The 17,659-nt window shown below is 28.8% G+C and carries 22 protein-coding genes; 8 read left to right on the plus strand and 14 right to left on the minus strand.

Going from position 1 to position 17,659, the window contains the following annotated elements; all coding sequences use genetic code 11:
- Nucleotides 1-15 precede the first annotated feature (15 nt).
- Complete coding sequence (dnaN, locus tag QOR43_RS05265) at nucleotides 16-1,116, minus strand: DNA polymerase III subunit beta (protein ID WP_265133786.1); 1,101 nt, start codon at nucleotides 1,114-1,116, stop codon at nucleotides 16-18.
- Between the two features lie 44 nt (nucleotides 1,117-1,160).
- Nucleotides 1,161-1,742 (minus strand): D-sedoheptulose 7-phosphate isomerase, encoded by a 582-nt coding sequence (gene gmhA / locus QOR43_RS05270; protein ID WP_460174013.1) that lies wholly within the window; start codon nucleotides 1,740-1,742, stop codon nucleotides 1,161-1,163.
- A 67-nt stretch (nucleotides 1,743-1,809) separates the two neighbouring features.
- On the opposite strand from gmhA, the gene cysM reads away from it, so the two are divergent.
- A complete protein-coding gene (gene cysM, locus QOR43_RS05275; protein ID WP_265133784.1) occupies nucleotides 1,810-2,757 on the plus strand; it encodes a cysteine synthase B in 948 nt (315 codons plus the stop codon).
- Between the two features lie 12 nt (nucleotides 2,758-2,769).
- Complete coding sequence (locus QOR43_RS05280; RefSeq protein ID WP_265133783.1) at nucleotides 2,770-3,096, plus strand: hypothetical protein; 327 nt, start codon at nucleotides 2,770-2,772, stop codon at nucleotides 3,094-3,096.
- Here the strand turns inward: QOR43_RS05280 and QOR43_RS05285 are convergent.
- Complete coding sequence (locus QOR43_RS05285) at nucleotides 3,065-4,255, minus strand: cation:proton antiporter (RefSeq protein WP_265133882.1); 1,191 nt, start codon at nucleotides 4,253-4,255, stop codon at nucleotides 3,065-3,067. The genes QOR43_RS05280 and QOR43_RS05285 overlap by 32 nt on opposite strands.
- 336 nt (nucleotides 4,256-4,591) lie before the next feature.
- Here QOR43_RS05285 and QOR43_RS05290 point away from each other — a divergent pair, with 336 nt between their 5' ends.
- The 6 genes from QOR43_RS05290 (at nucleotide 4,592) to QOR43_RS05315 (ending at nucleotide 9,968) form a co-directional block, all read left to right on the plus strand.
- Nucleotides 4,592-5,008 (plus strand): c-type cytochrome biogenesis protein CcmI/CycH, encoded by a 417-nt coding sequence (locus QOR43_RS05290; protein WP_265133782.1) that lies wholly within the window; start codon nucleotides 4,592-4,594, stop codon nucleotides 5,006-5,008.
- Entirely contained in the window at nucleotides 5,005-6,213 is a 1,209-nt protein-coding gene (locus QOR43_RS05295) for a nicotinamide-nucleotide amidohydrolase family protein (RefSeq protein ID WP_265133781.1), read from the plus strand. Before QOR43_RS05290 ends, QOR43_RS05295 begins: the two co-directional genes overlap by 4 nt.
- Nucleotides 6,206-7,585, plus strand: a complete 1,380-nt coding sequence (gene argH, locus QOR43_RS05300) for an argininosuccinate lyase (protein WP_265133780.1) — start codon at nucleotides 6,206-6,208, stop codon at nucleotides 7,583-7,585. Before QOR43_RS05295 ends, argH begins: the two co-directional genes overlap by 8 nt.
- The gene (locus QOR43_RS05305) at nucleotides 7,586-8,953 is read left to right on the plus strand and encodes a high affinity choline transporter 1 (protein WP_265133779.1); all 1,368 of its coding nucleotides are present in this window, start codon (nucleotides 7,586-7,588) and stop codon (nucleotides 8,951-8,953) included.
- Complete coding sequence (locus QOR43_RS05310) at nucleotides 8,946-9,500, plus strand: hydrolase (RefSeq protein WP_265133778.1); 555 nt, start codon at nucleotides 8,946-8,948, stop codon at nucleotides 9,498-9,500. Before QOR43_RS05305 ends, QOR43_RS05310 begins: the two co-directional genes overlap by 8 nt.
- A 72-nt stretch (nucleotides 9,501-9,572) precedes the next feature.
- Nucleotides 9,573-9,968 (plus strand): OsmC family protein, encoded by a 396-nt coding sequence (locus QOR43_RS05315; protein ID WP_265133776.1) that lies wholly within the window; start codon nucleotides 9,573-9,575, stop codon nucleotides 9,966-9,968.
- A 168-nt stretch (nucleotides 9,969-10,136) separates the two neighbouring features.
- On the opposite strand, the gene QOR43_RS05320 is transcribed toward QOR43_RS05315, so the two are convergent.
- From QOR43_RS05320 to QOR43_RS05370, 11 genes are all read right to left on the minus strand, one after another.
- On the minus strand, nucleotides 10,137-10,349 hold the full coding sequence (locus tag QOR43_RS05320) for a hypothetical protein (RefSeq protein WP_265133775.1): 213 nt from the start codon (nucleotides 10,347-10,349) through the stop codon (nucleotides 10,137-10,139).
- 57 nt (nucleotides 10,350-10,406) lie between these two features.
- Entirely contained in the window at nucleotides 10,407-10,664 is a 258-nt protein-coding gene (locus tag QOR43_RS05325) for a hypothetical protein (protein ID WP_265133773.1), read from the minus strand.
- A 71-nt stretch (nucleotides 10,665-10,735) separates the two neighbouring features.
- The gene (locus QOR43_RS05330; protein WP_283571443.1) at nucleotides 10,736-12,115 is read right to left on the minus strand and encodes a sensor histidine kinase; all 1,380 of its coding nucleotides are present in this window, start codon (nucleotides 12,113-12,115) and stop codon (nucleotides 10,736-10,738) included.
- Nucleotides 12,105-12,785 (minus strand): response regulator, encoded by a 681-nt coding sequence (locus QOR43_RS05335; RefSeq protein ID WP_265133772.1) that lies wholly within the window; start codon nucleotides 12,783-12,785, stop codon nucleotides 12,105-12,107. The genes QOR43_RS05330 and QOR43_RS05335 overlap by 11 nt, the downstream gene beginning before the upstream one ends.
- Before the next feature lie 4 nt (nucleotides 12,786-12,789).
- Nucleotides 12,790-13,857: a site-2 protease family protein gene (locus QOR43_RS05340; RefSeq protein ID WP_265133770.1), complete on the minus strand. Its 1,068-nt coding sequence runs from the start codon at nucleotides 13,855-13,857 to the stop codon at nucleotides 12,790-12,792.
- Complete coding sequence (locus QOR43_RS05345; RefSeq protein ID WP_265133769.1) at nucleotides 13,854-14,339, minus strand: metal-binding protein; 486 nt, start codon at nucleotides 14,337-14,339, stop codon at nucleotides 13,854-13,856. The genes QOR43_RS05340 and QOR43_RS05345 overlap by 4 nt, the downstream gene beginning before the upstream one ends.
- A 9-nt stretch (nucleotides 14,340-14,348) precedes the next feature.
- Nucleotides 14,349-15,140 (minus strand): OmpA family protein, encoded by a 792-nt coding sequence (locus tag QOR43_RS05350; protein ID WP_265133768.1) that lies wholly within the window; start codon nucleotides 15,138-15,140, stop codon nucleotides 14,349-14,351.
- Nucleotides 15,137-15,502: a hypothetical protein gene (locus QOR43_RS05355; RefSeq protein WP_265133767.1), complete on the minus strand. Its 366-nt coding sequence runs from the start codon at nucleotides 15,500-15,502 to the stop codon at nucleotides 15,137-15,139. Before QOR43_RS05355 ends, QOR43_RS05350 begins: the two co-directional genes overlap by 4 nt.
- A gap of 53 nt (nucleotides 15,503-15,555) precedes the next feature.
- Nucleotides 15,556-16,611: a histidinol-phosphate transaminase gene (hisC, locus tag QOR43_RS05360; RefSeq protein ID WP_265133765.1), complete on the minus strand. Its 1,056-nt coding sequence runs from the start codon at nucleotides 16,609-16,611 to the stop codon at nucleotides 15,556-15,558.
- A gap of 1 nt (nucleotide 16,612) precedes the next feature.
- Complete coding sequence (locus QOR43_RS05365; protein WP_265133764.1) at nucleotides 16,613-17,353, minus strand: aminotransferase class IV; 741 nt, start codon at nucleotides 17,351-17,353, stop codon at nucleotides 16,613-16,615.
- Between the two features lie 3 nt (nucleotides 17,354-17,356).
- Nucleotides 17,357-17,617 carry a hypothetical protein gene (locus tag QOR43_RS05370; RefSeq protein WP_283571444.1) on the minus strand — a complete coding sequence of 87 codons (261 nt, stop codon included), beginning with the start codon at nucleotides 17,615-17,617 and terminating at the stop codon, nucleotides 17,357-17,359.
- Nucleotides 17,618-17,659: the final 42 nt, after the last annotated feature.

Here is a 17,659-nt window from a genome sequence, read left to right on the forward strand (position 1 = left end):
TTTTCTCCTCTTTTATTATTTTACTTCCATAGGCATAACTATGGCTTTATAATTTTGTTCTTCTTTTGGCAAAATCAATGTTTGTGCCTGTGGCGATGTAAATCTTATAATAAATTCCTTTTCTTCAATAGGTTCCAAAGCATCTATTATATATCTTGAGTTAAATCCTATCTCAAATGGTTCTTGGTTATATTCTATATCAAGTTGTTCTTCTGCCTGATTTTCTTCGGAAGATGGTGTTTTTATTATCATTTTATTATCTTCCAGTCTGATTACTACCGGTTTTATATCAGAATCTATAACAACAGAAACCCTTTTTAATGCATTTTCAAACTCTTCTATATTTAAAACAATCTCTATATTATAGCTTTCCGGAATAACTGCTTCATAATCAGGAAAAGCTCCTTCTACCAATCTTGTTGCCAAGAGCCATTCTTTTGATTTAAAGAATAACATTGATTCTGAATCTACATAGCTAATTTCAATATCTTCTAATCCGGTTATTAATTTTTTAAGCTCATTTAGGGCTTTTTGAGGAACGATTAAAATATTCTTTTCAAGATTTTGGTCTGTATTTACCCTGTATAAAGCAAGTCTGTGTCCATCTGTTGCCACAAAATCTATAATATTTCCTTTCATAGAAAATGCTACACCTGAAAGAGCATATCTGCTACTTTCTTTTGATGATGCATACATTACGGAAGATATTCCTCTTAAAAGTGATACTCCTGATATATAAAATGCATTATTTTCTTGAAACTCCGGCATCTTAGGAAAATCTTCCGGGTCAAATGTTTGAAGTTTATAATTGGTTTTGGCAGATTTTATTTTTAATGTATTTTCTTCTTTGTATATTAAAATCTCATTTCCGGATACCAATTTTGATATATCTGTAATCTTTTTTGCATTTACGCAGATTTTTCCTTCTTCTTCTATTTTTGCAGGTATTCTATACCAGCTAAATATCTCTAAATCCGTTCCGATTATATATAAATAATCATCTTTTGCTTCAAGTAAAAAATTGGTAAGAATAGGTAAAGATGATTTTTTTTCGGTAACACCGGAAACCTTTTTTAAGGCATCTTGAAAATCTGATTTATCAACGGCAATTTTCATCTTTTTAGCCTCCTGAATGCATATAACAATATTTTACCATATATTTACTTTTCTATTTCACCGGTAAGATACATATCTATGATTTTGCAAATAGTATGTTCTAAAACAAGATGGGTTTCCTGTATTCTTGCCGTGTTATCAGATTTAACAATAAATGCCTTATCTACAATTTCTTTTAAAATACCACCATCTTTGCCCAAAAATCCAACTGTAAATAAACCTTTTTCTTTTGCAACCTTAACTGCTTCAATTACATTCTTAGAATTACCGGATGTTGATATACCTATTAAAATATCTCCTTTCTCTCCAATGGCTTCCACTTGTTTTGAAAATATATAATCAAATCCATAATCATTTCCTACTGCAGTAAGTATTGATGTATCTGTTGTTAATGCAATAGCTTTATAGCTTTTTCTTTCTTTTTCAAATCTTCCTACTATTTCTGCTGCAAAATGCTGGCTATCTGCTGCACTTCCTCCATTTCCACAAATAAGAACCTTAAATCCTGCTTCTAATCTTTTTGCAAGTAAAATACCAAAATTTACTATATCTTCGGCATATTCATAAACAAATTCTTTCTTTATTCTTGCACTTTCCTCAAATATATCAATAACCATATCTTCCATCATAATCTATACCTCTCATATTGAAATATGATATTATAATCTTATCACAACAAAGGCAGGTAAGTTTATGTGGGTATTAGGTGAACATGATGAATGCATAAGAAAAACAAGAAATTCTATACTTGAGCTTGTTGGGAATACACCACTTGTAAAGCTTGAAAAATCTTTGCCGGATGATATTAAAAATAAGAATATAGAAATTTATATAAAACTTGAAGGTTTTAATCCCGGTGGTTCTGTAAAGGATAGACCGGCAACAAGAATGATTTTAGAAGCAATCCAATCCGGTAAACTCACAAAGGATAAAGTAATAATAGATGCAACATCAGGAAATACCGGAATAGCTCTTGCAATGGTTGGGACAGCTCTTGGATACAAAGTAGAACTTGCGATGCCTTCTAATGTAAGTGAAGAAAGAAAAAAAATAATACAGGCTTACGGAGCAAAAATACATTTTACAAATCCTCTTGAAAGCACAGATGGAGCCATAATATATGTTAGAAAACTTGTAGAAAAAAATCCGGATAAATATTTTTATATAGACCAATACAATAATGATGCTAACTGGAAAGCCCATTTTTACTCTACTGCCGTTGAAATATGGAATCAAACAAACGGCAAGATAACCCATTTTATCGCAGGTATTGGAACAGGTGGAACAGTAATGGGAACCGGAAGAAGATTAAAGATATATAATGAAAATATTCAGGTTATAGGTGTTCAGCCCGATAGTCCATTCCACGGTATAGAAGGATTAAAATATATAGAAACATCTATAAAACCGGGAATATTTGATGAAAACAGATTAGATAGAACAATGTTTGTAGGAACTGATATAGCTTATCAAAGGGCAAGAGAGCTTGCAAGAAAAGAAGGAATATTTGTAGGACAATCAACAGGAGCAGCATTTGAAGCAGCTATACAGATAGCCAGAGAGATAAAGGAAGGTGTCATCGTATTTATATCACCTGATGGAGGAGAAAAATATCTAACAACAGCATTATGGGAAGTTTGACTTCTGTTTTACTTGTCGGCGGACAAAGTAAAAGAATGGGAAACTTCTTTAAGAAAAATTGTTAAATCTTTAATTAAATACTCATCTAACCTAATACTCATAGGCAACAAAGAGATAGATTTATATAAAAAAGAAGCTTTATTTAAAGCAAAAGATTTATATCAACAAGGAAAAAAATCTCTTTTCGCATTATTTGAAATTTTAAATGTAAAAATCATAAATCAAGAAGAAATAAGCCATATAGATAAAGATTTATTATCATTTTGGAGTATAAACACACCACAAGATTATGAAAAAGCAAAAATTGTTAACTCTTCTTTAAAAGCATCTTTAACATAATAGGGGAAGCAAGGGTTGTGATTGCAACCACAAATATAACAACAGCATAAATCAAGCTATCAAATAAACCGGACATTCTTCCAAATTCTGCAAATATTAGACCAACTTCACCCCTTGGAAGCATAGAAAAACCTACGGATAATTTCTCTTGTATAGAACCTTTTACAAAAAATCCGGAAATAATTTTACCGACAAAAGCAATAATCAAAAGAGATACTGCCAATCCCCAAAAATGAAGAGAGCTAAAATCTATAGCTTTTAAATCAAGCTGTAATCCAACTGACACAAAAAAGATAGGAGTTAATACCCAAACAAGAGGATTTATACTATGTTCTATCTTTTCTGTCATTTTTTCATCCGGTTTTAAAAATGTAGCAAAAGGAATAACAAATCTTCTTGATAAAGCCATACCGGCTGTAAATGAACCTAAAATTTCAGGAGAACCAAATTTGTGAGAAAGATAAGCAAAGAAAAACACCATACTTAAAATAGTAGGAGGAATAAAATCTATGGTAGCAAGTTTTTCGGCCAATATTTTAATAAATTTTGCCATAAATTGGGCTAAAATTGGAGCCAATAAAAAGAATGTAGCAATATAAAGAATAAGTTTAAATATCTTATCAATATGAATGGAAGATTCCTTAGAAAATTCAAATAAAGTGGCTAAAACAATTACTCCAAAAATATCATCTAAAACTGCAGCACCTAAAACAATTTGGGCAAATCTTTCTTTCATCTTTTTTAAATCTTCAAGTATTCTAACAGTTATACCAATACTTGTAGCCGTCAAAGTCCCACCGATAAATAAAGATGTTAAAAAAGGTAAGTCAAGCAAATAACAAGAAACGAAAAATGCTAAAGCCATTGGAGTAAATGCTCCGATAGTTGCAACTATAAATGCAGAAAAACCTACTTTTTTTAATTGATGAATATCTGCTTCAATTCCAACTTGAAAAAGTAATAAAATAACACCTATCTCTGCCAATATTTTTATAATATCATTTATTTGAATAATTCCAAGCACAGATTGACCAAGCAAAATGCCTACAAATATCTCCCCAAGAACAGATGGAACACCAAATCTATTAAAAATATCCCCAAATAATCTGGCTAAAAACAAAATTATTGCAAGATATAAAAATATCTCATGCATTTTAATCCTCCGCTTATTTTATCATTAAATTGTAGCATAATATTTGTTATGCAAAAATTTTAATTCATTTCATTATGCAAAATTGATATATCGCAAAATAAAAAATATTTTTCAAAATAAAATATTAGCTTATTCGGATATTCTTATCAGTTAATATTTACTCACTAATTGAAAGTTTTAAAAGCTGAAAAAAATAAAGCATATCAATTGGCATGAATTTTGCATAAAAATGTAGAAGAATGGAAGATGAATTAAGGGATTTATTAAAAATCGGCGATTAATCCAATATCTTTTTCTCAAAATTTGCTATTATATTTAAATAAAAAATTTAAAGGGAAGAATATGAAGAAATTATTTATGGCTTTATTTGTTTTAGTTATAGGATGTCAGAGTTTGCCTCCGGAAGCTTATTTTATAGACAAAAATCAGATTGAAGGAGAGATAAATATTGATAGCTCAATAAAAGATAAATGTAGCGGAACTTTATTTATAATCGTTAGAAAAGGAATAACTCCTCAACCTCTTGCAGTTAAAAATGTAACAAATCCAAAATTTCCTTATAAATTTTCTGTATCTCCGGCAGAGGTCTTATCAGAAGAAAGATTTAAAGAGTTTGAAGGAGAGCTAATATTATCTGCCAGAATATCAAAATCCGGTGCAGTTGTTCCATCTGAAGGAGATTGCGAATCGGAAGCTATTTTAGTAAAATCAGGAGATAGAAATATCAAATTAACTATAAACAGGGTGATAAAGCAATGAAAGCATTTATTCTTGTTACCGGCTCTGAATTTACAGAAGGAAGAAAAATAGATAAAAATGGGAATTATATAGCAAAAGAGCTTTTTGAAAGAGGAGTTGATGTTGTTGGTATAACATTAGCTCCTGATGATTTTTATCTAATTCAGTATTATATAAAGATTGGACTTGATAAAGCTGATATTGTAATCATATCCGGTGGGCTTGGACCTACATCTGATGATTTAACAAGGGAAGCAGTATCTTCTGCAATAGGTGTTCCTCTTGTTTATGATGAAGAATGGCTAAAATACTTAAAAAATTATTATTTTGAAAGAGCTTTGGAATTCACAGATGAAAGAAAAAGTATGGCAAAAATACCTTATGGAAGTGTTCCAATTAAAAGCAAAACAGGTAGAGCCTTAGGATTTTTAAAAGTTTTAGATGATGTTAAAAAAGCCGTTATAGCAGTTCCCGGTGTTCCTTCTGAAATGAAAGATATGCTTGAAGAAATTTTTGATAGAGTTGGATTAAAAGAGAAAAAAAGATTTGTTCATCTGTTTAGAACATTTGGGATAAATGAGCTTGATTTAAATTATCTTCTAAAAGATATAGATAATCTTTCTTATAATGTATCTCCAAAAGGTGTTGATATATTTGTGAAAGATACCCAAAAATTATTCTTAGAAAATAAAATAGCAGTTATAAGAGATAGGCTCGGAAAAAATATATATGCAGAAGATAATTTAGAAATGGAAGAAGTTGTAGGCAAATTGCTAAAAGAAAATAAAAAAACAATATCTACTGCAGAATCTTCTACCGGTGGTCTGATAGCCTCAAGAATAGTAAATGTTGCCGGTTCATCTGAATATTTTTTAGGTGGTGTTGTTTCTTACTCAAATGAAGCTAAAATAAATATACTCGGTGTAAAAAAAGAAGATATTGAAAGATACGGAGCAGTAAGCGAGCCGGTTGCAAAGCAGATGGTGGAAGGAGCAATTAGAATTTTTAAAACAGATTTTGCTTTAAGTGATACCGGAATAGCAGGGCCAACAGGAGATACACCGGAAAAACCCCTTGGACTTCATTATATAGGATTTTTTAACGGGAAAGAATCAGTTGTTTATAAAGAGATTTATAAAGCAGAAAGAAATGATGTTAGATTATATATATCCCAATTTGCATTAAATCTTGTAAGATTATATCTTAGTGAGGAGAAAAATGGCTGAAAATAAACTTTGGGGTGGAAGATTTTCTGAAAATACAGATGCTTTTGTTGAAGAATTTACAGAAAGTGTATCTTTTGATAAAGAACTTGCATTATATGATATAAAAGGTAGCATAGCCCATGTAAAGATGCTATCAAAACAAGGTATTATTCCAAAAGAAGAAGCAGAAAAAATAATAGAAGGTTTAAATCAGATAGCAGAAGATATAAAAAAAGGAAGATTTCAGTGGAAAAGGGAACTTGAAGATGTCCATATGAATATAGAAAAAGCATTAATAGAAAGAATTGGAAATATCGGTGGTAAAGTTCACACCGGAAGGTCAAGAAATGACCAAGTTATAACAGCATTCAGATTATATCTAAAAGAGCAGATTCAAGAAATTATAGAATTACTTATAAAACTGCAAAAATCTTTATTAAAAAAAGCAGAAGAATATATAGATATTGTTATGCCTGCATATACCCATCTTCAAAGGGCACAACCAATTAGAGCTTCCCATTATTTTATGGCATATCTGGAAATGTTTAATAGGGATATAGAAAGATTTAGAGATAATTTAAAAAGAGTTAATGAGCTTCCTCTTGGTAGTGGTGCAGTTGCCGGTGTAGATTTTCCTATTGATAGGGAATTTGTGGCAAAGGAACTTGGTTTTTCTTCTATTATGAGGAATTCAATAGATGCAACTGCAAGTAGAGATTTTGCAATAGAGTTTTTATCTTGTTCTTCTATCTGCATGGCAAATATGTCCAGATTAAGTGAAGATTTAATTATTTACTCTTCATCAGAATTTAATTTTGTAGAACTTCCGGATAAATTAACAACCGGCTCATCTATAATGCCCCAGAAAAAAAATCCTGATGTCCTTGAATTAATAAGAGGTAAAACCGGAAGAGTATATGGAGATTTAGTTTCACTTCTGACTATTGTTAAAGGTCTTCCTCTTGCATATAATAGGGATTTACAGGAAGATAAAGAACCGGTATTTGATGCTGTTAAAACCTTAAAAGGCTCTATAATAGGTATAACAAAAATAATAGATGGTCTTAAAATAAAAAAAGAAAATACAGAAAAAGCAGCCGGTGGTTTTGCCCTTGCTACTGATTTAGCAAATTATTTAGCAGAAAAAGGCGTCCCTTTCAGAGAAGCCCATCATATAGTAGGTAAAATTGTTGCTTATCTTATTTCACAAAATAGAGAGCTTGAAGATATAAAATTAGAAGAACTTAAAAATTTCTCACCTTTATTTGAAGAAGATGCTTTAAATTTATTATCTGCTTATGTTGTTGCCGATAGAAGAAAATCTTTTGGTGGCACTGCAAAAGAAAGAATTCTCCAGCAGATTAATTACTGGAAAGAAAAACTTCAGGCATAAATGCTTGGTTTATTTATTGTAATATATTTATTAATTACAGTTTTAATTGGTGTTTATGCTTCTAAATTTATAAAATCAGAAAAAGATTATCTTTTAGCCGGAAGGTCTCTTCCGCTTTCTTTATCTACTTTTGCTTTATTTGCATTATGGTTTGGGTCTGAAACTATTCTCGGAGCTCCTTCTGAATTTGTAGAGAAAGGATTAATCGGTGTAATTGAAGAACCATTTGGTGCTGCATTATGTTTATTTTTAGCCGGATTATTAATTATAAAACCACTTTATAGAATGAATTTATTAACATTTGGTGATTTTTTTAAAGTTAGATATGGAAAAAAGGTAGAGATTATATCTTCATTTTTTTTGATTGTTTCTTATTTTGGTTGGATAGCAGCCCAATTTGTAGCATTTGGGATAGTTTTTAAAACTATTACCGGTTTAAACACCAATTTATCTATACTTATCGGATTTTTTGTTGTGGTTTTTTATACATATATCGGTGGTATGTGGGCTATTGCTTTAACAGATTTTATCCAAACAATAGTTATAATAATTGGCTTATCTTTTGCTTTTTATGAGATTTATAATCAAATTCCTTCTATTTCTGAAATATTTAATAAACTTCCACCGGATTTCTTTAGATTTTATCCTGAATTTAATTTAAAGGATATTTTAGCTTATATAACTGCATGGATAATAATAGGTCTTGGCTCTCTTCCGGGGCAAGATTTATTTCAAAGATTTATGTCTTCTAAATCCGAAAAAGTTGCAGTTTATTCTTCATATTTTGCCGGTTTTATGTATCTTACTGTTGCTTTAATTCCTTTATTTTTAGCTCTTTTCGGAAAATTTTTAATTCCTACGGAAAATCAGATAGATTTACCAACTATTATAATGCAAAAATGCAGTTTTATTACGCAGGTTTTATTTTTTGGAGCTTTGGTTTCTGCAATACTTAGCACTGCAAGTGCCGCAATTTTGGCACCTTCTGCTATTTTATCAGAAAATATTCTTAAATATTTATTTCCTTCTTTAACAGATAAAACTTTGTTATTTATCACTAAAATCTCGGTTTTATTTGTGGCTTTTTTATCTCTTATAATTGCATTTTCAGGTTCTTCTATTTATGAGCTCGTAGCTTCATCTTCTGTAATAACTCTTGTATCTTTGTTTGCACCTTTCATATTTGGTTTGTATTCAAAAAAAGTAAGCAGTAAGTTTGCATTGATTTCAATGTTATCCGGTTTTATATCTTGGTTTGTTTTAGAATTTATATTTAAATATGAATTTTCTGTTTTAGTAGGATTTTTTATAAGCAATTTTGTTATACTATTTGAAATAATCACTAAAAAAGGAGTAAATCATGCTTGATAAATACTTTTTAGATAAAGAAGATGTAGCTCTTATAATAATTGATATTCAGGATAAACTTGCTTCTGTTATGGAAGAAAGAGAAAAAGTTATAAATAATACGGTTCATCTTATAGAGTTATCAAAAATGATGAATATTCCCATATCACTAACAGAACAATATCCAAAAGGGCTTGGGAAAACCGTTCCTGAAATACAACAAGTTTTACCGGAATATAATCCTATCGAAAAACTATCTTTTAACTGCTGTAATGAATCTGACTTTGAAAACAAAATAAAACAAATTAACAGGAAAAAATTAATATTAACAGGAATGGAAACCCATATATGTGTATTACAAACTGCTCTTGAGCTTTTAAAAATGGGTTATATAGTTCATATTGTAGCTGATGCAGTTTGTTCCAGAAGTAAAGAAAACAAAGAAATAGCCCTTAGATTATTACAGGATGCCGGAACAGTTATTACCTGCACAGAAACAATATTATTCCAGATTTTGAAAGTAGCCGGCACAGAAGAGTTTAAAATTATCTCAAAAAGAATAAAATGAGATGATGCTAATCATTTTTTAACAAAAATTTTTATAATATTTTAAGTAAAACTAAAATAGCAGGAGAGGAAAATGGAAAATAAAGAAAAAGTTGTAAATGTATCCTTAGAAAATGATAATTTTATAGCTAAATCCGGTGAAAAATCTTTTAATATTTCTGATTTAGGAGTATCTGCTTCTGAATTATATCTAATATCTATTGCCCATTGTTTTGCCACTACAGTAAAAGCCTACGTAAACCATAAAGGCTTGAAAATTGAAAATCTAAATGTAGAAGTAAAAGGTAAAAAACATGAAAATGAAAATAGATATGAAACTGTTGAAATAAATGTTTCTTTTGATGGAGATTTAACAAAAGAGCAAATTGAAAGAATATTAGTTATAGGAAAAAGAGGCTGTACAGTTGGAAACAGTTCATCTGCCGGAGTAAATATCCAAACTAAATATACTGGCTCTATTCCGGTATGATAAAATTTTAAAGAATTTTTCTAGTTTGTAGCTCTGAAAGTTCTTCTTTTTAAGTTTTTTAATATTTAGTTTGAAGATGTAAGTTTTCTATTTTTGAATTTCAGATTTGATATTAATTGGATAATTAATAATAAAGAGACGGCATAGGAGCCGTCACTTTTAAGAAGATTATTTCTTTTCTTCTTTTTTCTCTTCTTTTTTCACAGCTTTTTTAGCTTTGTGAGCTTTGTGAGCTTTTTTAGCTGGAGCTTTTTTCTCTTCTTTAGCTGGAGCTGCTGCTTCAGCTGCTGGTTTTGCTTCTTGTTTTGCTTCTTCAGCCATAGAAGCAAATCCAAGTCCAAAAACTGCTACTGAGAGAGTTGCTAATACTAATTTTTTCATGTCTGACACCTCCTATAAAATAAAGTTTTTTACTTACTTACTTAAACATTTCCTATATTATTTTCCAGCTGGTTGTTGTGCTGGAGCTTGTTGCTCTTGACCTGCTGCAGGTGCTTGTTGTTCTTGTCCTGCTGGAGCAGCTTGTTGCTCAGCCGGTTGAGCTGGTTGTGCAGCTGGTTGTTCTGCCGGTTGTTGTGCTGGAGCTTGTTGTTCAGCTGGAGCTTGCTGCTGAGCTGGTTGTTCCTCTTTCTTTTGGCAGCTAAATAATACTGCAGAAGATAAAACTAATGCAGATGCTAAAACTAATTTTTTCATTTCTTCCTCCTTAAAAATTTTAAGTTATAAATATAATAAGTACTAAAAATTACAAAAAAATTAAATTTAGATTACAAATTTGTAATTTTTGGAAAAGTAATTACAATATTCGTTCCTTCTCCTTCTTTACTGAATATATCCAATTTTGCATTATGTTTTTCCAATACAACCTTTACAAGAGAAAGCCCAAGACCTGAGCCTGATATAGACCTACTTTCATCAACTTGATAGAATTTATCAAAAATTTTATCTATTTTATCTTCTGGTATTCCTATACCGGTATCTGTGATAGATAAAATAATTTTTTCATCTTCTTCTTTTAAAGATATAATCACCTTACCATTTGGTTTATTAAATTTTATAGCATTATCAATCAGATTTGATACAGCCCTACTTATATATTTTGTATCTCCCTCTATAAATATATTTTCCTGAATATCTGCTTGTAGATTAATACCTTTTGATTTAGCATAATTCTTAAACAGTTCATATAAGTTTTGAAGAATAGAAGAAAGATTTATCTTTTCTTTTTTTAGTATATAAGCTCCGGATTCTAATTTAGAAATCGTAAGCAAATCAACTATCATAGAGTTAAGTCTATCTGTTTCTTCTATAATATATACAACTGTATCTGCACATTTTTTATCTAACTTTTCCTCTAAAAGTAATAATTCTGCTGAACTTCGTATTCTTGCTATTGGTGTTTTTAAATCATGTGCTATATTTTCTGAGGTTTCTTTTATGGATTTTATTAATGTTTCTATCTTATCAAAGGATTGGTTTAGAAGTATTGCAAGTTCGTCTACTTCATCTGAAATATATTTAACAGGGATTCTTTTATCTAAGGAAGATGTAGAAGATATAGCTTTTGCTGTATCTGATATTTTTCTTAATTTTTTAACAAATATAAAAGTTGTGAAAACAGATGCAAAAAATGATAATAAAAATGCAATTATTCCGGATATATAAAATATTTCTTGAAGTTTATTAAGCATTTTGTTATTATCTAAAATGGATTCGCCAACAACAAAAGTATATTTATCAGAAAGTTTATAAAAAATTACATAAAAATAATCAATTTTCTTAATTACAAAATTTCCTTTTTTTAATATCCCTGCATCTTCTAATTTTAAAGCTATATCTTTTGTATGAACTGCTGTATTTGTGCTTAAAATTATATTTCCATTTTTATCATAAATTTTATAAAATAACTCCCTTTCATCAATAACTTCTGCTTCTCTTTTTATCTGTTCTATCAACTCTTTTAAACCTTCTTTTTTATAAACAGAATCTGCCCATTTTGCCGTTTCTATCAAATCTTTTTTTACCTGACTATCTAAATAGGCTTCAAAAAATGAGTAAATGGTAAAAAAAGAGAATGTTAAAGATATTGCAATAATTAAGGAATATACAAAAACAAGTTTAAAGAATATAGTTTTTCTAAGATTCATCAGTTTTAAGAACATATCCAAATCCACGGACGGTATGTATCAATTTTTTATCAAATCCTCTATCTATTTTTTCTCGCAGTCTAAATATATGAACATCTACAATATTGCTATTTATATCAAAGTTTATATCAAATACATTTTGTAAAATCATATTTCTCGTAACAATTTTTTCTGCATTTTTTGCTAAATATTCAAGTAGTTCAAACTCTTTTGCTGTTAAATCTATCTTTTTATTATTTCTAAAAACTTCCTTTTTTACTAAATCTATCGTTAAATCTGCATATTTAATTTTTGTAAATTCCTCTATATTTTTTGTTCTTCTTATTAATGCATTTATTCTTGCTATTAATTCAGGAAAGCTAAATGGTTTTGTTAAATAATCATCTGCACCAATTGATAGACCTTTTACTTTATCTTCAACCGATTCTTTGGCACTTAAAATTAAAATAGGTGTTTTTATTCCTTTTTTTCTAACAGTTTCTATAATCTGGAAACCGCTCATTTTTGGTAGCATTATATCTAAAATGATAACATCATAATTTTGATACAGAATATAATTTAAGCCTTCTTCTGCATCTTTTGCCTTATCTACCTCAAATCCTTCTTCTTTTAATTTTTTAGAAATAAGGTTAAGTAATTTATTATCATCTTCTACAACTAAAATTCTCATTTATCTACCCTTTTAAGATATTTTCAATATCTTCCCTTTTTATTATACCAACAAATGTATTGTTATAAAAAACCGGTAAAAAATCCAGATTATATTGATTCATTAATTTATATGCTTTTACGACCGTATCATCTGTAAAAACAAAAACAGGTATAGGATAGCTAAAATCTTTTACTTTTTTATCTTTATTTTCATTTATAAAATATTCATCAAAATCATAAAGATTAATAAATCTAATTTCTCCATTATCCATTAATACTGGATAGTATTTGTATATAATCGGAATATCTATCAAAGAGATTATACTTTCATTAAAAAATATAGGTTTTAATGGATTTGTTAGATGTTTTACCCTATATTTTGCTAATTTATAAGCAAGATATGTTTGCTGATATGCAATATTTGCAGAATTTATTAAAAACCAACCAAGAAATCCAAGCCATAATCCATTTATAATATTTCCGGAGAATAATGATACAAAACCAACTAAAATCAAAATAAAACCAAAAACTTTTCCCGATTGGGAAGCAATTTTTGTAGCTGTTAGTAAATCTTTTTTTGCCCAGATTATAGCCCTTAAAACTCTTCCACCATCAAGTGGAAAAGCAGGTATTGTATTAAATAACGCAAGTGCAAAATTTACCATATATAGATAATTAAAAATTCCGTTTAATAAATCATCTTTTGGATAAAAATAACTAATTGTAAAAAAAATAATGCCTAAAAATATACTCATTAAGGGGCCGGCTACTGCAATTAAAAATTCTTCTTTTGGAGTGTGTGGCTCTTCCTCTATCATTGCAACTCCACCAAATATAAACAGATTAATATCTTTAACCGGTATACCAAAACGAATAGCCATAAGAGAATGGGAAAGTTCGTGAAGTAAAACAGAAGCAAAGAGAAGTATAGCCGAAACCATACCGGTTAAATAATAAATAATTACATTTTGATTTGGATAAAAAGAGGGATAATAATAATTTGCAAGGGTAAAACTAACAAGAAAAAATATAATAAACCAACTATAATCTAAATTAATCTGTATTCCAAAAATTTTAAAAAGCTTTATCAACGATATTTCCGCCTTTTGGGTCTTAGCTTTTTAATAGCAGAATATATTATATCAGTAATAATATGCATAAATTCAGCAATTATCAACCCAATAAAAAATGAGAAAACAAATGGATTTTTTAGAAATTCTTTTATCATCTCTTTATTTAAATTTAGACTTTCTTTAAAAATAAAAGTTTGAACAAAAAAATAAAATATAAAAAAGATTAAAAATAGATAAAACATCTTGAAAACTAATCCTAAAATAGGCAGATGGGAAACTCCTCTATGGGAAAAAATCTTTACATAAGGTAGCCAGATAAACCTTAAAAATTTCCATCTTTTATTTGGTTTAGAATGATATAAATCATTATCCGGAGATAGCAAAAATGTGCCTATTAAATATCCACTACTAAATGCTAAAAAATCTTCCGGTTTTAAGTAATAAACAAAAACAGGTAAAGCAGTTAAATTTATAATATCATGGGTTCTACCGGAAGCCAAAAATAACCTCTATTCTATATTAACAATAAAGAAATCAGCCCTTCTATTTGTAAATCTATTTATCTCATTATCATTGCTTACTAAATAATCAGATTTTCCTTTTCCTTCTATTATAATTCTATCAGGCGAGATACCTTTTTTTACAAGATAATTTTTTATAGCCATTGCTCTCTTTTTCGCAAGTTTATCATTATAATCCTTAGAGCCAATATTATCTGTATAACCTATAATTTTAACTTTTTTGCTATTATCTTCTTTTAATTTTTTAACAATTATATTAAGATAAGGTAAATACTCTTTTTTTATAGATGCTTTATTAAATTGAAAATGAATTCTTGCCTGTGTTAATAAAGGTTCTACATTTTCTTTTTTAGTAGTTTCTTCTTTTGGTTTTATTTCTTCTTGAGGTTTTATTTCTTCTTTTGGTTTAGCTTCTTCTTTAGCAACTTTTTTCTCTATATCCGGCACTTCCGGATTTGTTCCTCTTGCTATTTCCTGATAGCAAGGCACACCGTCTTTATCATTATCACTATATATTTTAGCTTTAGCTAATGTTATAGATTGCTCAGTTTTTCTTAAATACTCAACGGCTTTGAGATTATTTAAATCTATCTCATTTTTTGGATTAACCTCTTTTAATTTATCAAAATAACTTTCTGCCTTGCCAAGTTCATCCGGTGCACATTCTTTTGCATGTAATTCTTTTATCTTTTCTATTTCATATTCTATTGTTTTTATATCTTTAACCTGAGCAAAAGCAAATGATACCGATAATAAAGAAAGCATGAAGATTTTTTTCATTGTCTTGCTCCTTCTTTTTCTTCATATATTTTTGATACAGCCTTTAATGACCATTCTATGGATTTCAATGCTGCTTCTTTACTTTTTTCAAGATTTAGCATAGATGCTTCTTCTTTTGCTATTTTATAATAGCTTTCTGCCCTTGCACATTCATAACTTGCTTTTATCTCACATCCAAGCTCCTGAGCAGTTTTTAAACTATTCTGTGCTTGGTCTAAATATTCTGTTGTTGTATAATTTTTTTCTTCAATCTTATTTTGATTATACTGTGTTGATTCTTCTTTATTTTTGAATACTCCAAACTCATCTCCTGCATAACTTAAATAGCATATTCCAAATAAAGCTAAAACTATCTTTCTCATTTTAAACTCCTTTTTATGATTTAATACATTTTTCGTCAAAATTTTTATAAGCTTTAATCAAAAATTTCTTTTAATGCAACTATAAATGCTTCATTTTCTTCAGGTTTTCCAATTGATACTCTGATACATCCTTCCATCTTTGGTAGATGGGACATATTTCTTGTTAATATTCCTTTCTTTATCAATTCTTTATGCAGATAATCTGCATCTTTAACGCGAATTAAAAAGAAATTTGCATCTGATGGATAAACTTTAATATCTTTTATCTTTTCCACTTCTTTTATAACTTTTTCTCTTTCTGCTTTTACTATTTTAATCTGATTTTTTATCTCTTTTCTTCCTTCTGTTAAAACAATTTTTGCTATTTCTTGTGATGGGTATGTTATATTAAATGGCAATCTTGCTTTATCTATCTGAGTAGCTATCTCTTCTTTTGCTATTAGATAACCTACCCTGATTGATGCAAGTCCTATTTTTGATAATGTTCTTAAAACTGCTACATTTTCTTTTTCAATAGCTTTTTTTAAAAAGCTTTCCTTATCTGAAAAATGTATATAAGCCTCATCTATAACTGTAAAAATTCCTTTATCTATTACATAATTTATCAAGTCTTTATTAAAACTATTTCCGGTAGGGTTATTCGGTGAAGCAAAAAAGAATATATCCGGATTTTTTTCTAAGGCTTTATCTATCTGCTCTTTCACTAAATCAAAATTTTCATCAAGTTCAAACTCAATTTTATTTTTTCTTGCAACATCAGAAGAAACTTGATACATAGGGAATGTAGGAATAGGATAAGCTACATTTTTATCAATTATTGTGATTAAGAGATTTATTATCTCATCAGAGCCATTACCTAAAACAAAATTTTCCGGCTTTAAGGATATTCCTTCTTCTTCTTTTATAAAATCTGCAAGGATTTCTTTTAATTGCTTTGCTGTCGGGTCAGGGTATCTTTGAAAAGGTATCTCTTTTATTTTATTTGCAATTTTTTCTTTTAACTGCTCTGATAAATCAAATGGTGATTCGTTTGAAGATAATTTTATTTTACAGGGTGTTGTTTCTGTTTTATATGCTTTTAAATTTTTTAAATTTTCTAAAAACCTCATCTCAAACTCCTTTAACCTCTGACACTTTTATTATCCAATGTAAAGCATTTGTTAAAAATATTTTATCAGCCTGTTTTAAATCTTTTAAATTAAATCTTCCTTCTACTACTACAAAACCTTGTTTTTTCCCTTCTTCTATGATTACCCTTCTGGCTATACCATTTAAAACTCCACAATCAAGAGATGGTGTATATAGATATTTTCCTTTTATCCAGAATATATTTGCAGATGTTGTTTCTGTGATTTCATCATTCTCATTTAGAATAATAACATCATCATAGCCATTTTCATTTGCATATCTTTTTCCATATATATTTCTTAAATAATTTGCAGATTTTATTTTTAGCAGTGGGTCAAGGCTATGAACTCTAAAAGGTGCAACCGTTAATCTATATGGTTTTTCTACCGGCTGAAAATCCCTTATTATTATAAGTAGATTTGATTTATAAGATTGAAGTGGATAATATGCACTACCTTCTCCAAAAAGTAGAGTTTTTACATATAAATCTTTATTTTCTACTTTTTTTATTGCTTCTTCTATATAATAGATATAATCTTCATAGGTTATTTTTGGAATTTTTATAAAGTTTGCTCCTTCTATAAGACGCTCATAATGTTCTTTTATTGTTTTTGGCAATTTATTTTTATATCTAAATGTTTCAAAAACTCCTTCTCCATAAGATATTGCTCTTATAAATTTATAATCTTCTAAAATTTCTCCATTTAAAAATATCTTTTCCATTTTTCACCTCTCTATTAAATACATCTTTGTAAATGCTTCATTATTGCTATTTTCTGCTTTATAAATATTTCGCAAAAATACGGCAAATCTTGACTCACTACCTTTATTATAAAGATAACCACTCCATAATATATTAACATCTTTTAGCTCTTTTAAGGTATCTTCCTCAACCAATGCCAATATTCTACCATTTTTATTGTAATAATCTATTATACCTTGAGTGAAAAATAAAAATATGTTAAAAATAAACCTCCCAAAAAACATTGGGAGGTAAATAAATGACACCAATTTTAAAAATTTTCTATA

The organism is Venenivibrio stagnispumantis, assembly GCF_900182795.1.
Taxonomy (GTDB): domain Bacteria; phylum Aquificota; class Aquificia; order Aquificales; family Hydrogenothermaceae; genus Venenivibrio; species Venenivibrio stagnispumantis.

Excerpts from the sequence above, each read along its gene's own strand:
- hisC (WP_265133765.1), bottom strand. The coding sequence starts at position 16,611 with ATGAGGTTTTTAGAAAATTTAAAAAATTTAAAAGCATATAAAACAGAA.
- QOR43_RS05315 (WP_265133776.1), top strand. The coding sequence starts at position 9,573 with ATGGAAAATAAAGAAAAAGTTGTAAATGTATCCTTAGAAAATGATAAT.
- QOR43_RS05310 (WP_265133778.1), top strand. The coding sequence starts at position 8,946 with ATGCTTGATAAATACTTTTTAGATAAAGAAGATGTAGCTCTTATAATA.
- QOR43_RS05365 (WP_265133764.1), bottom strand. The coding sequence starts at position 17,353 with ATGGAAAAGATATTTTTAAATGGAGAAATTTTAGAAGATTATAAATTT.
- QOR43_RS05325 (WP_265133773.1), bottom strand. The coding sequence starts at position 10,664 with ATGAAAAAATTAGTTTTAGCATCTGCATTAGTTTTATCTTCTGCAGTA.
- cysM (WP_265133784.1), top strand. The coding sequence starts at position 1,810 with ATGTGGGTATTAGGTGAACATGATGAATGCATAAGAAAAACAAGAAAT.
- QOR43_RS05335 (WP_265133772.1), bottom strand. The coding sequence starts at position 12,785 with ATGAGAATTTTAGTTGTAGAAGATGATAATAAATTACTTAACCTTATT.
- QOR43_RS05295 (WP_265133781.1), top strand. The coding sequence starts at position 5,005 with ATGAAAGCATTTATTCTTGTTACCGGCTCTGAATTTACAGAAGGAAGA.
- QOR43_RS05355 (WP_265133767.1), bottom strand. The coding sequence starts at position 15,502 with ATGAGAAAGATAGTTTTAGCTTTATTTGGAATATGCTATTTAAGTTAT.
- QOR43_RS05350 (WP_265133768.1), bottom strand. The coding sequence starts at position 15,140 with ATGAAAAAAATCTTCATGCTTTCTTTATTATCGGTATCATTTGCTTTT.
- dnaN (WP_265133786.1), bottom strand. The coding sequence starts at position 1,116 with ATGAAAATTGCCGTTGATAAATCAGATTTTCAAGATGCCTTAAAAAAG.
- QOR43_RS05370 (WP_283571444.1), bottom strand. The coding sequence starts at position 17,617 with ATGTTTTTTGGGAGGTTTATTTTTAACATATTTTTATTTTTCACTCAA.
- gmhA (WP_460174013.1), bottom strand. The coding sequence starts at position 1,742 with ATGGAAGATATGGTTATTGATATATTTGAGGAAAGTGCAAGAATAAAG.
- QOR43_RS05320 (WP_265133775.1), bottom strand. The coding sequence starts at position 10,349 with ATGAAAAAATTAGTATTAGCAACTCTCTCAGTAGCAGTTTTTGGACTT.
- argH (WP_265133780.1), top strand. The coding sequence starts at position 6,206 with ATGGCTGAAAATAAACTTTGGGGTGGAAGATTTTCTGAAAATACAGAT.
- QOR43_RS05305 (WP_265133779.1), top strand. The coding sequence starts at position 7,586 with ATGCTTGGTTTATTTATTGTAATATATTTATTAATTACAGTTTTAATT.
- QOR43_RS05330 (WP_283571443.1), bottom strand. The coding sequence starts at position 12,115 with ATGAATCTTAGAAAAACTATATTCTTTAAACTTGTTTTTGTATATTCC.
- QOR43_RS05290 (WP_265133782.1), top strand. The coding sequence starts at position 4,592 with ATGAAGAAATTATTTATGGCTTTATTTGTTTTAGTTATAGGATGTCAG.